This window comes from Paraburkholderia panacisoli, assembly GCF_008369935.1.
Classification (GTDB): Bacteria; Pseudomonadota; Gammaproteobacteria; order Burkholderiales; family Burkholderiaceae; genus Paraburkholderia; species Paraburkholderia panacisoli.
On sequence record NZ_VTUZ01000006.1, the window covers coordinates 320195 to 333827 of the forward strand.

Here is a 13633-nt window from a genome sequence, read left to right on the forward strand (position 1 = left end):
ATGCGAGGGCGATGGCACGTTGCGGACTGGAACGGCCATTCGTACGGTGTTTCGGGCGGCGCATCATATCCCCGAAGAACCGGACATGTCGCAAAAGGCCTAGGACGGGGCGCGCGGTTGACGAATATCACCCTCGGTCCAGCTAACGATGCCCACTTCTTCCAAGTCACCATAACGTGCATTCGCCATACTGCGGTAACGAAGCAGAGTGCGCCGTCAGTGGGCAGGCGACGCTGGAGTTTTCTTTATACGCGTCACTCCGTCGGGTGCTACCGGCCGTCCGCTTGGATCAGTCAACGACAAGTGGACATGATTGGGGACGCCTGCGGGATAGTCTACATGGAGGTCCTGTGCATAACCGATAATCGTCTCCCCCGCCTTAACCGGGTATCGCTTTGAAATGCCATCGGGAGCTACGCCTTTCGAAAACGAGTCAAGTATCGCTTTTGAGGGTTGCACGTAAAAGATAGACGCTTCATAGCCCGCGGAGTTCTTGATCAATAGGCCGGTCATATGAGGACGCCCGGGATTCTTAGGCCTCTCCACCCATCCATTCATCGGCGAGTAAATCGGATCCCCTGGCTTGGTCAAGAAATCTACGCCAGCGTGAAAACGCAGGCCACCTCCGCTTGTTGCAGGTCGTGTTGCAAGGAACCCCCCGCAACCTTCGTGGCCGCACTGACGAACCGCTCCGGATTGCGTCGGCGGCTTCAACTCTTTGGCGGCATCCGGCCAAGCCTCGCCAATTACGGTATCCGGTGGAACGAATCGGCGGATACCATAAACGTCATTATCCTCGTACTCCCACGTTTCTATCGGTACCTGTCGTAGATAATCTGCACCTTTTATCAGTTCAGCTGTCTTCGGATCCCCGGAAGTCTCATTGCCGTGATATCTCTCGTCTGGCTTCGCCGGATCGTAGGTATATGGGCCCTTTTCATCGACGCCCGCGCCAACGCTGACCCCGCAACCTGCAGATCCGCTGTCTGAGCCGCCCGCAGTAAAAAGGCTGCAGAGTCCTTTCTCTATCTCGGTTCCTTTTTTGTTGGCAAACTTCCCGATCTCGCCACCTAGATGTTCAACTCCTCCACCTACCGCTATTGCTCCTTTGTTTATTTCGATGCCTGATTTATGAAGAAATTTGCCCACGCTTCCGCGGATCAGGGGCTTTCCCTCAGCCAAACGTACTACACCCGGCTGCATACCTGCAGCAGCCGCAACTCCCAGCACTAGGAGCACCAACGCCGGAGTAGGCGGTTTTCGCCCACCTCCAAAACACTCTTTCGTAGGAGACGTGTAGACCATTGCAATAATGGCCCCGGATATTAGTGATCCTAGAGCGTCGAGGAGATCGCTCCATCCCGCGCTTGCATACGGTCCTAACAGGGGAAGCAAGACTACGCCAAGACAAGTCGAAGCGACGTAAAACGCACGCGCGTAGGGAACGGCGAAGTAGAGTGCTGCACTGGAACAGAACGAGGACACGATGTAAAAGATGCCTAGCCAAGCAGCTAAACGAGTGGCACCGTCAATGCCTTCCCTATCTGTGTCGAAAGCTACGAGTGCAGGCGGAAGCAAGTCTTCCGTGAATGCCGACGTTGCCAGCCCCCCGGCGAAAACAATGACCTCGGCGATTAGCAGGCGCCGAACCCGCCGCATCTGCGGCGTTCTCGTTTTGCCGACACAGTGCATATTCAACATCGAGTTCGACCGAAGTCACGCAAAGCAAGTATAGGTGACAAGAGCGTTCACAGAGGAAGTACTCAGTAAGTGTCAATGCATGCCGGCCGAGCGTCCTAGCTGTCACAGCGACCAGTGCGTTCTGAGCTGGCCGAGGCCCGGGAGTGGATCGCCAGCGGTCTCGTGCTGTGGTGCCGAGATGGCGCAGATCTCCGCGGAGCGATACCAGATACCGGACGCGGCGAGAGTCGTCCGCACCAACGACCGGTACTGTGCGAACTACGACGCCCGAATGTCGGCTGTACGATGCCAGCGAATGACTCTAGATGGCCGCGACTCGCCTGTCGCTGCAACCGGACTGCTTCAAACGACCCAGATGACGCTGCGCTGCGCTTGCATCTAACGGCGAAGAACCTATCCTTCCTTTCGGGAGCGGCCTGGTTCGCGAACAGAGAGACTGCCCAGTGAAAACTTCATTACTTTCGTTTGAAATCAAAACTCCCGTCGATATGCTTGAAAAGGCTAAGCGTGAACTGCGCCGGTTGCGGGCCGCCGAGTCATCTCCGGACGACAACGATCTTATAAGTGATCATGGGATGAATTTCGCCATTACCGTGTGGCACGTTGCGGATTGGGTATGGAAAAAGTTTAATCCCAACAATTGCGGGAATCTGAAGGATCTCGGGTTGCATACTTTCAATGATTTGCACAGCCTTATCAGGCAAGAATCCGACGCACTGGCTATCTGCTTTGAGATTGCGACAGGTTCGAAGCACCTAACACTGGACAAGGATTCGAGTTACCAGCGGCGCGTGCAAGTCACCGATATCAGTGCCAGAGCTGCAACAGCGATGGCACTGTCGAGGAGCGTTCTGAAAGTCGAGCTATTAAGCGGCGACCGAAAGCGAGCAGACGAAGTATTCACAGCTGCGATCGCTTATTGGGATACGTTTTTCAAGAAATTCAACATTTCCTAGCGCTGCCGTCGGACGTCGGCAGCGCGACACTAGCGGCCAGCGTGCCCCGATAGCTCACGCTGGAGGTCTGTGCAGCCATCCACAGCGAGCGCTGTGGCCTGCTGCGCTGGACCGGCTCACCGGTCTGAAAATCGAGGTCCAGCAGGCGAAGCAGCGCATTCGGGTCGGCCGGATCACTGGCAACCGCAAGCTGCACCGCTTTCAGAAGCGGCAGTCCGAGCGCCTCGCACCGCGCTAGGATCTTCCGGTCATCCGGCCGCGTGGTCCCCTGTAATCGCCTGTTCACTGGCGACAGGGAGGTTGTCTCTGACAGCCGGGAGGCTGTTGCCTCCCTCACCTGTGTCGGTGCGCGAACCGACGTCCCTGTCCGGCATGCCTGCCCGGTGACCAGACGTCGCCGGCACGGAGGCCAGCGAATCGAGTGAGGCGAGGAAATCGGGCCGCAGGTCTTTGTCGTGTGTCATGGCCGGGCTTCGAAGAGGGCTGGTTGCGAGCAGGCAGTGTAGCGAAAGGGCGGCACGCTGCGGTGGCGTTTGCCGGATGTCGCGCGAGGGCGTGGGCCATACCCCGATAGCATGGGCGATGTCCCGATACCCACACACGGAAAACAGGCGTGAAACCGCCAGATCTGAACGGTCCGTCTGGCTGTGAAGCGCAGTCTGGCAGGGGTTTTCAGGCTGAATCGCAATTTTAGGCGGAAAGATTGCGTGCATGTCGGGCCAACGCTCAGGTTCAAGCCGGACGGCTGACGGAAGCCTCAAGGACCACCAGGGATTTGGCCTGAAAGCCCCAGCTGGCAGGGTTTTGGTGCGTTCGGCCGGATTGGCAAGGCCGGGTCACTATCGGGGTATCGCCCACGCTCCTGATGTTTCGTGGGCGCGGGGCCGGCATCCGTCAACCTTTGCTGCCACGGTGCCGGATGTCTCAGCGGGTCTTGCGTCGTCCAATGATCGTTGTGTCGAATTCAACAAAGTCGCCGCTGGTTCTGCCCACAGACGGCGGCACCGCGGGCTTCCATTCCCTCCGGTTCATCATTTCCGTCCCTTTCTCGAGACAGGGTGATCCCGCGGCATCGCGGTATTCCAGCCGTCCGACAAACAGGCGTTGGGCGCGGGTAAGCATCAGGGCGGGAATCGCCGGGTGTTCGAGCAGGGCATCGGACAGCGCCTCAGGCGGTAAGCCATCGAGAACTTCAATCTGGGCCTCACTCGGGGCTGTGAGGCAGTGAGGCGAACCGGGTGCGCCTGCCGCACGGAGCGGCTGGTGCGCCTGCCTTGCGGCCCTCGTGGCGCGCGAAGGTGCGGCAGGGGCGGCGACCGGCGCAACAACCGCAACCACCGGCGGTTGGGGTTTGCAGTGCGCGGGTGCGCTGGCCGGGGATAGCTCCGGTCCTGTCGACGGTTCGGGCGACCGCGGCGGCGCCGCGGCTTCCCGTGTTGCTGGCGCCGGGGCCACCGTGGCTCCGCCTGCTGTGGTATCGAACGTAGCAAATGCCCTGATCGCCGCGGCCGCTCCGGTGTTTTCCTCTGCGGTCACGGCGCTCCGGACAGCCGTTTTTGCTGCGCGAAGTTGCGCGAGGTCGACGTTTGCGGCTTTTCCCGCGCCCTTCATGACCCTGTCCAGCTTCCTGAGGTACTGCTCACACTCACCACGCATCTCGAGCAGGCATTTGCTGTAGTACGTCCGTAGTGTCGTAAGCGCGATTGGAAAGCCTGCCTGGTGGAGGAGCCGATGAAGCTGCCGGAAAGACATGCCGTGTTGCCGCATGACATACAGCTTCGGCATCGTTTTTCTGAACACCGTCCGATAGCTGTATTCCTCAGGCTCAACGGCCACCGCCGCTACTTCAAGGACGATGCCGATCGCGTGCATGTCGATCAGGCCGATTTTTCTCGTCGGTTTTCTGATTACCGTCATGGTTGTCTCTTTGAAGTGAATTGGTCTCGCGCCTGTCTGCCCGCTCTGCAAAATATCATTCACCTGGCGGTTCTTTCAAAAAACAAGGCAACAAATGATGCATCAAACATCTTCAACGCGATGAATAGCAACGATGTTTCGACGCCTTCGAGCATCAACATCGTCCTTGAACCGTCTTTAAAGCATGTGAAGAATGAATAACGCGTGCATAAACTGGTGCGTCTGTTAATGCACTAGTAATGTATAACTGGTGCATAAATAACCGGTAGGTTATTCATCATTATGCTTGAGTTGAATCATGTATCACTGGCCGGTTTATCCAACCGCCGTCGACAGACTATAACGAACCCGCCACCGGTCCGCCTTTTGTTAATATACATCTAATGTCATATTCATCTCCATTCCATCTTCATTTAATCTACAATCTGAACCCTGAAACCTAGGACAGGATGCCGGGCGTGGCCACAAATTTCATTTGCGGCCCCACCGGCCCGGTGACTAGATCGCTGCGCGCCCCGTCGCCACCGGCCCTCCCGGGGAACCTCAGGGCTGCGCCCCGAGACCCGCACCTGAAAACAAACCTGAAAACAAGTTAGCGCACTTTGCGCCCGATCAGAGATGAAAACCAGGCCGACCTTAAACTCCGGTAACGACAACGCGACGATTACAAAAAAATTCCGGCTTACACTGGTAGATGCAGCGGGAATCGAAGTCCGGGCATCCGTAGCAGGATTGACGTTTTCAGAATATGTTCGCCGCTGCGCGCTCGGGCGTCGTATTGACGTTCAATACAATGCCGATGTTATTCTGGTGCTGACACGTATTGCAGACCGTGTCGATGCATTGCGAAACGGGATTCAGGAAAATCCGGGCTCGACGTTGAATGACGAGGTTTTCAGGGCGTTTGTCAACGAATGCATCGAAACGATGCAGCGGGCTGTTTGACAATGATTGTCAAAGAGGTCCCGAATCGACATGACGGAAAATCCGATTTCGGAGAACTCGCGCGGTATATCACGGGTGGAATCAGTGCCGATGAACATGCGCGGGCGGTGCGTGAGCGTCCCGGGTTTGGGCCGCTCACGGAATACGTTGCACAGGCTCACGGTCAGGCGGGGCAGGACAAATGCGTGGCCGTGTCATTACACCGGATCCGTTCGGTTGCCACCGCCGCCGCCCAGTTTCATAGCGTCGCGATGCGCAATCCCAATGTCGAAAACCCGGTGGTCCACCTCATCGTGAGCTGGCCAGAGCATGAACGGCCGTCGTACGACGCAATCTTTGCGGCCGGGCGCGATGTGCTGAAAGCGCTGAACCTGCATGAGCACCAGTCGCTCATGGCGATCCACAACGACACCGACAATCTTCACTGTCACATCGAGGTCAGCCGCGTTCATCCCGATACCTATAAATCGCAGCATCTGCCGTGGATGCATCGAACCCTGCACCGGGCCGCGCGCGAGATCGAGATCAGGAACGGGTGGTTTCACGATGACGGTCTGTTTGTCGTGCAGACCCGGCCGGATGGGAAAAAAATCGTGGTTCCCAAGACTTCCTGGCGGGACGCACCGGACGTCGACCGTTCGCTTCGCGGGGAGAAGGCGCGTCGCATGGCGGCCTGGTCGGACAAGCCCAGTCTGGTTGAATATTGCCGGGAGATGGTCAGGGACGAGATGGCGCACCTGCTTGATGCTGCGGCAGGATGGGACGCCGTGCATCAGCTGCTCGGGGAACACGGCATGCGTGTCCGCAAAACGGGCGCCGGATCCTTCCAGCTCGATGCAATCAACGAAACCGGCGGGACGATCCGTTTGCCCGTCAGCCAGGCGTTGCGGGGCATCAGACTGGGTGAGGCCGAGCAGGTGATTGGCCCCTTCACGCCAGACCGCACAGCGCTCACGACGACCGTCAAACCACCGATGTCAGACAGGCGCAAGGAAGGCAGTACCCCGCCGAAACGTGATCCATTCAGACGCGAGGCGAGGCGCTTGGAGCGGGCCGCGGAACGCTCCGCGCTGATCGAGCGCTATCGGGCGGCGCAGGAGGCAGCAAAGGCCGCCCGATCCACTACCGAGGCACAGTTAGCGGAGGTGGCTGCATGGTGCAAGGCAAAGACTGATGCGCTGCGTGTGGAAACGGCTGCTGAAAAAAAAGCGCTGCTCCAGGACGAGCCAGACTCGCACGAACGGAGACTCCGCCGCAGGAATTTGACCATTAATGCCCGTTTAGACCGATGGCTTGTCAACGCGGAGGCCCAGGCACGACGCGAGGCCATACTCGTATCGCGTCCGGCTCCGCTTGCATGGAGAACATGGCTTGAAGCTGAAGCGCAGGCGGGGGATCTAGCAGCGCTCAAAGCGCTGCGGGGTCTGGTGTATGACGCGGGACGCAGGAGCCGCAAACAGGCGCGCGCCGATTCGTGCGTGGACGTGAACGCCGTCACTTCCTTGCAGGGCGACGACGACGCTGATGCAGTACTGGCGGGTTTGCTTGCGCACGAAAAGGAAGAGGCGTCGATCCGATTGGCTCAATCTGGGCGCATACGCGCAGAACAGGCTGATGCACTGCTGCAGCGGATTCGCGGGTTGACGTGGCGGGTGACGAATAACGGCAATGTCGAATATCGACGCGCCACAGGTGAGCCGGTATTCGTCGACAGAGGCAACCGGTTGGCGTTCGATCGCAAGACAGTCACCGACCAGGATCTTGCGTTGACGATGTTGCATGCGCGCGAGAAGTGGGGGCGCTCGATCGTATTGACGGGGGGCGATGCAATTTTCGTGGAGCGCATGGTCAAGGCGGCCGTCAATGCTGGCATGACCGTCCGGAACCGTGAGCTGCAGCCGGTGCAGGCTCGTTACATCGCCCTGCAGGCGCGAAACGGGAAAATCCCTGTCGTGCGGAACGAGGCATCGGAGCGTCCCGACGTGCCCGGGGTCGTACCGGTCAACCCACAAACACTGATCGCGCAACCGGAATCAGCACCCGTCGAACTTAGTCCAGCTGCATCATCGGGAGCGACACCAATCAAAACTGTCCGAAAGGGAAGAGGGCGTCGAGGGTAGCGGAGGAGCTAAAGGTTTGCTTCGACGCAGGACGGCTGGTCTAGCTGGCGCCCGGACAGATGTCTGTTGGCTGCCGTTCACGATCGAGCAGGGGGAGCAGATCCCCGACACGGTCTCTATCCGATGTGGCAAGCGTCGACAGTGCGACAAGCGGGACCGGATGAGCCTAGAGAGCAACAGCAAGCTGGGCCAGCTTGTCGAGCTTTTGCGATTTTAAGTTGCGTTTGAGAGTGCTCAGAGAGGTGCGGCGGAAATGTCGGAAAGTCTTCTTAAGTCAGGCCACGTGCCTTGCGCACGAACGCCTTTTCCGATACGCATCTACTGCGTCAATCGAGACTTTGCCCCCAAAAATTTTGACCTTATCTCATTCGCTGGGCACCCGCTTCTGCCGTGATTTCAACGAGTTGCGGAGGGTTTTCCCCCTCTCCCCAAAAGTTTTGACCTTTCCCCAAAAAGGCTGACCCTTTAGCCCCAAAACATCATCAAACAATTAACTATTTTTTTGGAGTAAAAAATGGGCAAAGCTGTTGCTGCATCCGAGCTCCTTGGGAAAGGCGTCGATGACCTGATTTCAAATACCTCAGCAGCATCGGGAAGTGTACATCACCCCTGACGCGCGAACATGTAAGTGTCGCTTGTCACTTGCCAAATGCGACGGTTGGCGTTATCGTTTGCTGATGGCCGATCCCGATTTTTCTCATCCAGGCGAACTGGTTCGCCAGCAGTGTCTAGAGCGCTTCGAGCTGACCGTTACCGATGGCGCACGCGTGCTGGGTGTCAGCCGGCAGGCGCTGACGAACCTGATCACCGGCAAGGCTGGCATCTCACCTGAAATGGCACTGCGGCTCGATCTAGCATTCGGTGGTGGTGCAGAAACCTGGCTTCAGCGGCAACTGTTGCATGACCTTGCGCAGGCGCGCAGGCGGCTCGCCGAACTGAATGTCGTGCCGATTGCATCGGAGCGGCAACCGGCGCTTTTCTAGCCCTCCTTTCTCAAGAAGAGGGATGTCGGTTTTTAATCCGAAAAACTTAGGACTTCTATATGGCATTGTTACCTAGACTGACCGATGACCACGTGAAGGGGCTCTTTGACGCAGCCCGGAAACCGGGAGACGTGGTGATGCCCTGCGAGCAGTGCGGGGCGATGCCGGCAATCAGGGTGAACCTGACCGGCGAGGTCAAGCGGCTCTGCGCGGAGTGTAACCGACGCTACTATGCGAGCAACTGGGAGATCTGGGCGAGCTGAAGGGCACCTGTACTGAACGCACATGGACAAAATCGATGACCGTACCGGCAATGGTTAGGAACAGAGGACCACGTAGTCCGTGGAAAACCCGCTACTTCCTTGATACCGAGTTCACGGATTTTAATGCCTTCCAGCTCATCAGCGTGGCGATTGCGGGCGAGGACGGGCGTGAGTTCTACGGCGAATCCCTGGACTTTGAACGCCCGCTATGCAGCGACTTTGTACGTGAGGTCGTGCTGCCCCAGCTCGGCCAGTTTCCGGGCCGATCGATGCCATTTGCACAACTGCGCGACGAACTGCGGGTGTGGCTGCTGGCCGTGCCACTAAAGCCCAAGCCCGTCCTGTGCTACGACTTTCAAGGCGATTTAGAACTTCTTGGCCATCTGCTTGACGGGCCGCTGCCGCGCGGGTGGAAGAATGAAAACGTGGCACAGAGGATCGACGCCCAACGTTTCACCGAGTACATCGTAGAGCACGGCGGAGAACATCACGCGCTGCATGACGCCCGCGCGAATGCCTTCGCTTTTCGCTAGCTCTGCTGCTGTTTCTTTATACCGGATAGACCGCCGTCGCCAGACACAACACAGGCTTATCAGTCTCGCGCTCGTGAGAGAAGAGGGCCGGCGGGAGTCCTACACGGAACGGCTTTGCGCGCGGGAGGCAGAGGCAGATCGGACAACTCGTAGACGTTGACTCAATCTTCGCTAACACGTTCACTTATCGGGAGCGCGCCGTGCGCGACGAGCGCTGAATACTTCCGCTTTGGGGGAGTCCTCTGAGCGCACGGATTGACGTCGGCTTTCGCAAAGTCTGTTTGTCTGATTTGGGTCGACGGCGGTCACGGAGGTTCAGCACACACGAGGTGCCGGATTGCCCGCTTCAGCCCTTCGATCGCTCGCGTCATCGGTCCATCGGATTAGGTGCTTCTTGCCGTTCGCCGGCTCCTAAGGGCAACCCCTGAGCGCACGTCCTGGCGACCGGCAAAATTGCTTCGCTTTGATGTAAAGTGCTGTATCGAATTCACGGACGTCGTGTCATGGCTACCAAACGAGGGCGTAAGCCGACGGGAAAGCCGCCTGCGACGCGAGCATCTGCCAGCCTACCGCCGGAGCTGTACCAAATCTTGCAAGATATCGCCAAAGAGAAGAAAGTCTCTGTCGCCTGGGTCATCCGGGACGCGGCCGAAAAATACGTCGCGGACCAATGGCCGTTGCTTGAGAAAAAGAAGCTATGAAGCCACTTAGCCAGAAGGAATCGGGGGCCTATTACACCCCGGATGCCGTCACCGAAAGTTTGTTGCGGTGGGCGTTACGCAGCGAACATGATCGGTTGCTCGACCCATCCTGTGGAGATGGCCGTTTCATCGCAGGACACCGCAACAGCGTTGGCATTGAGCAAGACCTAGCCGCGAGCAAGCAGGCGATGGAACGGGCGCCGTGGGCGCTCGTGCATGACGGCGACTTCTTTGCGTGGGCAAGCAATACCCAGGAGCGGTTCGAATGCGCGGCAGGTAACCCGCCGTTCATTCGCTATCAGACCTTCAAGGGCGACGTCCGCGATCGCGCGCTGCGCTTGTGTGCCCAGGTCGGAGCCAAGTTCAGCGGGCTTAGCTCCTCGTGGGCTCCTTTTCTCGTGGCGACAGCAAGTCTGCTGCAACCCGGCGGCCGTATGGCGTTTGTTGTCCCGGCGGAGATTGGTCACGCGCCTTACTCAGCGCCTCTCATCGAGTATCTCGCTGCCCATTTTGCAGTGCTGCACGTTGTGGCCGTCCGTGACAAGCTCTTTCCAGAACTCTCGGAAGACTGTTGGCTGCTCTACGCCGACGGTTTCGGCCAGCAAACAGAGGAAATTCGTTTTACCGCCTTGTCCACTTTTCGGCGCATGCTTGCGCCGCCGAGGAGCTTCGCTCGCGTCTCCATGGCCGACTGGCGGCTTTGGGGACGGCGTCTACGGCCCTTTTTGATGCCTGGTGAAGCCAGAAGCCTGTACCGGGAGATCGTCGCGCATAAGAAGACACAACGGTTCGGCGAGCTGGCAAACATTGGCATTGGCTATGTCAGCGGCGCCAATGATTTCTTCCACCTGCGTCCATCCGATGCAAGCCGTCTTCGCATCCCCAAGCAACTTCTTCATCCGACAGTGCGCAATGGCCGCGCTCTTCCGAGACGACGTCTGACCGCGTCTACGGTCGGCACATGGCATCAAAATGACGAGCAGGTTCTGCTGCTACGTATGCCGAAGACAGGCCGTGTCCCCGCGTCAGTTTCCCGATACCTCGACTCCGAGGCCGGCGTCATCGCCCGTGAGGCCTACAAGTGCCGCGTCCGAGAGCCATGGTATTCCGTACCGGATGTGCAGATTCCGGATTTCTTCCTGTCCTACATGTCGGGCCTCGAGGCAAACCTTGTGCGTAACGACGCCGGCTGTACTTGTACTAACTCCGTGCACAGCGTGAGGCTGCGCGAAGGCGTCGATGCTTCGAGCCTTTTGGACACATGGGAATCGCCCTTCGTCAAACTGAGCACCGAATTGGAAGGGCATCCGCTCGGAGGCGGCATGCTCAAGCTTGAGCCGCGCGAAGCAACTCAGGTTGTCCTGCCCTCGGAATCGGATCTTCTGCGCATGAATAACTTGATTGTTGCGGAAGCGCTCACGACCCTGCGCGAATGGAGGCACTATGCCGTTGCGCAGTAATGCTGTCTCTGCCGATTCACGCGTCTGCCAGTGGATCAATCAGAGAGAAGCGCTACATCACTTCGGCACATACACGGGGGCCACGCAAAGCCAGCAGCACATCAAGCCGCTGCATTGGTATGTCGCGTGTCGACTAGTGCTCGAAGGAGGGTTCCATCCGGATGACGTTACCCCACGACCGCCCTTCACGGTCGTGACCCGTGGGTCCAAGCACCATTTGCATTTCGATCCCAGCAAAGCAACAGGCGGGGAGCGGACCGTGCTGGGGGGGCTGAAGACAAAAAACGTCGATGTGGTTGTAACGAAGGACGGGATCGGCCCGGTGATCGCTGTTTCATGCAAAGGTATGACCGGCGCTTTTCGCAACCTGACCAATCGTATGGAAGAGACGATCGGTGAGTGTACAAACCTGCACATCACCTATCCAGCGATGGTGTTCGGTTACATGTTCGTCATCCGCGCCAACCGTGTGGTGGCCGCTCTGGCCGAAGAATTGGCCCCGGACGAAGCGACGCCAGCTCGACAACTCTTGGCCAATGACATTGCTGTCCAGGAAGGTGGGGCACCGGTGGAGTCGATTTTTCGCTTTCATTCGGCGCTGCGCGAACTCACTGGGCGTCGGGGGATTCGCAACGACGTCAGTCGGTATGAAGCGGTAACGCTGGCCATGATTGAAGTATCAGGTGAGCGCGCCGGCGATGTGCTTACCGACTTTCCACCGCATGACAGCCCACTGCGGTTAGAACAGTTTTTTCAGACGCTTTATCTGCGGTATGAAGAGCGCTATTTGTTCGGTGCTCCAGACCTTAAGTCAATAACACGTCGACTAGAATGGGCACCGGAATCTCCCGTTTTTGGTAATGCGGAAATCGGCCAAGAAGCCTTCCCGACGCTGGATTATGAGGTGCGGATAGCGACGTCGGCGTAAGAGGCTACTTGATACACAAGTCCATCGGTCGTTTCAGTTTCAATTACTGTTAGGGCGACTACGCCTTACCATCTATCGGGCGAGTGCTCAATGGCAGTTCCCAGCTACGACAAATTCATAGAGCCAATCCTTCGCTACTTGGTCGCGCATCCGACTGGAGCGCCTGCGCGAGATGCGCATGAGGCCTCCGCCCAAGCGCTCGGGATTTCTGATGCCGACCGACAAGAACTTTTGGCGAGTAGCTCACACCCGATCTATAAAAATCGAGCGGGATGGGCGCATGACAGACTGAAACGCGCCGGACTATCCAGTAGCCCTCGCCGTGGTCACTGGCAGATCACTGAGCAGGGACTTGCGTTCGCGCAATCGCATCCGGCACCGCTATCCCCGAAGGATGTCGAGCAGCTTGCCGTGGGTTTCATAGATGTTCGATTGAAGCCGCCACCTAATAGCGAATCGCTGGCTTCCGTGGAGTTAGTAGAAGAGTGTTCTCCGACGTCCTCAGTCGCGAGTCCAGACGACCGGCTTGCAGAAGCTGTCTCTGAATTACGTCAAACGGTCGCCGCCGAACTGCTTGAAACACTTGGCTCCGTCTCGCCTTCCTTCTTCGAAACGATCGTCTTAGATCTCCTGCATCGTATGGGTTACGGCGCCAGTCGGGCAGATCTTCAGCGCGTCGGTGGATCTGGCGATGGCGGAATAGACGGAGTCATATCGCTTGACAAGCTAGGGCTGGAGAAGGTCTACGTTCAGGCTAAACGTTGGCAACAAGCCGTGGGACGGCCAGAAGTGCAAGCGTTCTACGGGGCGCTCGCTGGACAGCGTGCAAACAAAGGAGTGTTCATCACAACATCTGCCTATACGGCTCAAGCTATTGGGTTCGCCAAGTCCGTAGAACGTGTTGTACTGGTCGACGGGGCGCGGTTGGCGGAACTCATGATCGACAACGAAGTTGGTGTCTCTGCACGCACAGTCAAAGTTCCGAAGGTTGACAGCGACTACTTTGATGAAGAATCGACGTAGTCGGAACTCCCGGGCAGCCTGGGCCGCGTTCGGCCGAACGGCAACATTCCGTACACCAACGCCCGCTAATACCGTTAATACGTCACTCTGAAGGCGGGCAGTC

Annotated in this window: 12 protein-coding genes; 10 read left to right on the forward strand and 2 right to left on the reverse strand. The window is 58.0% G+C overall.

Annotation, left to right across the window (positions count from 1 at the left end):
• Positions 1-216: 216 nt before the first annotated feature.
• Positions 217-1701 carry a M23 family metallopeptidase gene (locus FVF58_RS12105; protein ID WP_149670134.1) on the reverse strand — a complete coding sequence of 495 codons (1485 nt, stop codon included), beginning with the start codon at positions 1699-1701 and terminating at the stop codon, positions 217-219.
• 443 nt (positions 1702-2144) lie between these two features.
• Between FVF58_RS12105 and FVF58_RS12110 the strand changes: the two genes are divergently transcribed.
• Positions 2145-2657, forward strand: a complete 513-nt coding sequence (locus tag FVF58_RS12110; RefSeq protein WP_149670135.1) for a hypothetical protein — start codon at positions 2145-2147, stop codon at positions 2655-2657.
• 924 nt (positions 2658-3581) lie between these two features.
• On the opposite strand, the gene FVF58_RS12115 is transcribed toward FVF58_RS12110, so the two are convergent.
• The gene (locus FVF58_RS12115; protein ID WP_149670136.1) at positions 3582-4574 is read right to left on the reverse strand and encodes a hypothetical protein; all 993 of its coding nucleotides are present in this window, start codon (positions 4572-4574) and stop codon (positions 3582-3584) included.
• 618 nt (positions 4575-5192) lie between these two features.
• Between FVF58_RS12115 and FVF58_RS12120 the strand changes: the two genes are divergently transcribed.
• The 9 genes from FVF58_RS12120 to FVF58_RS12160 all read left to right on the forward strand — a co-directional run bounded on the left by FVF58_RS12120 (position 5193) and on the right by FVF58_RS12160 (position 13530).
• Positions 5193-5519: a plasmid mobilization protein gene (locus tag FVF58_RS12120; protein ID WP_149670137.1), complete on the forward strand. Its 327-nt coding sequence runs from the start codon at positions 5193-5195 to the stop codon at positions 5517-5519.
• Positions 5520-5521: 2 nt separating this feature from the next.
• Complete coding sequence (gene traI / locus FVF58_RS12125; protein WP_188130799.1) at positions 5522-7639, forward strand: TraI/MobA(P) family conjugative relaxase; 2118 nt, start codon at positions 5522-5524, stop codon at positions 7637-7639.
• Between the two features lie 677 nt (positions 7640-8316).
• On the forward strand, positions 8317-8622 hold the full coding sequence (locus FVF58_RS12130) for a HigA family addiction module antitoxin (RefSeq protein ID WP_149670174.1): 306 nt from the start codon (positions 8317-8319) through the stop codon (positions 8620-8622).
• A 59-nt stretch (positions 8623-8681) separates the two neighbouring features.
• On the forward strand, positions 8682-8885 hold the full coding sequence (locus tag FVF58_RS12135; RefSeq protein ID WP_149670139.1) for a hypothetical protein: 204 nt from the start codon (positions 8682-8684) through the stop codon (positions 8883-8885).
• A 35-nt stretch (positions 8886-8920) separates the two neighbouring features.
• Positions 8921-9418: a 3'-5' exonuclease family protein gene (locus tag FVF58_RS12140; protein ID WP_149670140.1), complete on the forward strand. Its 498-nt coding sequence runs from the start codon at positions 8921-8923 to the stop codon at positions 9416-9418.
• Positions 9419-9921: 503 nt separating this feature from the next.
• Complete coding sequence (locus FVF58_RS12145; protein WP_149670141.1) at positions 9922-10119, forward strand: ribbon-helix-helix domain-containing protein; 198 nt, start codon at positions 9922-9924, stop codon at positions 10117-10119.
• On the forward strand, positions 10116-11579 hold the full coding sequence (locus tag FVF58_RS12150; RefSeq protein ID WP_149670142.1) for an Eco57I restriction-modification methylase domain-containing protein: 1464 nt from the start codon (positions 10116-10118) through the stop codon (positions 11577-11579). The genes FVF58_RS12145 and FVF58_RS12150 overlap by 4 nt, the downstream gene beginning before the upstream one ends.
• Positions 11563-12507: a hypothetical protein gene (locus FVF58_RS12155; protein WP_149670143.1), complete on the forward strand. Its 945-nt coding sequence runs from the start codon at positions 11563-11565 to the stop codon at positions 12505-12507. Before FVF58_RS12150 ends, FVF58_RS12155 begins: the two co-directional genes overlap by 17 nt.
• A 90-nt stretch (positions 12508-12597) precedes the next feature.
• Entirely contained in the window at positions 12598-13530 is a 933-nt protein-coding gene (locus FVF58_RS12160) for a restriction endonuclease (RefSeq protein ID WP_149670144.1), read from the forward strand.
• Positions 13531-13633: the final 103 nt, after the last annotated feature.

Bases quoted from the DNA above. Each gene is read 5' to 3' on its own strand.
- FVF58_RS12105 (WP_149670134.1), bottom strand. From the start codon at position 1,701: ATGTTGAATATGCACTGTGTCGGCAAAACGAGAACGCCGCAGATGCGG.
- FVF58_RS12115 (WP_149670136.1), bottom strand. From the start codon at position 4,574: ATGACGGTAATCAGAAAACCGACGAGAAAAATCGGCCTGATCGACATG.
- FVF58_RS12120 (WP_149670137.1), top strand. From the start codon at position 5,193: ATGAAAACCAGGCCGACCTTAAACTCCGGTAACGACAACGCGACGATT.
- traI (WP_188130799.1), top strand. From the start codon at position 5,522: ATGATTGTCAAAGAGGTCCCGAATCGACATGACGGAAAATCCGATTTC.
- FVF58_RS12130 (WP_149670174.1), top strand. From the start codon at position 8,317: ATGGCCGATCCCGATTTTTCTCATCCAGGCGAACTGGTTCGCCAGCAG.
- FVF58_RS12135 (WP_149670139.1), top strand. From the start codon at position 8,682: ATGGCATTGTTACCTAGACTGACCGATGACCACGTGAAGGGGCTCTTT.
- FVF58_RS12140 (WP_149670140.1), top strand. From the start codon at position 8,921: ATGACCGTACCGGCAATGGTTAGGAACAGAGGACCACGTAGTCCGTGG.
- FVF58_RS12145 (WP_149670141.1), top strand. From the start codon at position 9,922: ATGGCTACCAAACGAGGGCGTAAGCCGACGGGAAAGCCGCCTGCGACG.
- FVF58_RS12150 (WP_149670142.1), top strand. From the start codon at position 10,116: ATGAAGCCACTTAGCCAGAAGGAATCGGGGGCCTATTACACCCCGGAT.
- FVF58_RS12155 (WP_149670143.1), top strand. From the start codon at position 11,563: ATGCCGTTGCGCAGTAATGCTGTCTCTGCCGATTCACGCGTCTGCCAG.
- FVF58_RS12160 (WP_149670144.1), top strand. From the start codon at position 12,598: ATGGCAGTTCCCAGCTACGACAAATTCATAGAGCCAATCCTTCGCTAC.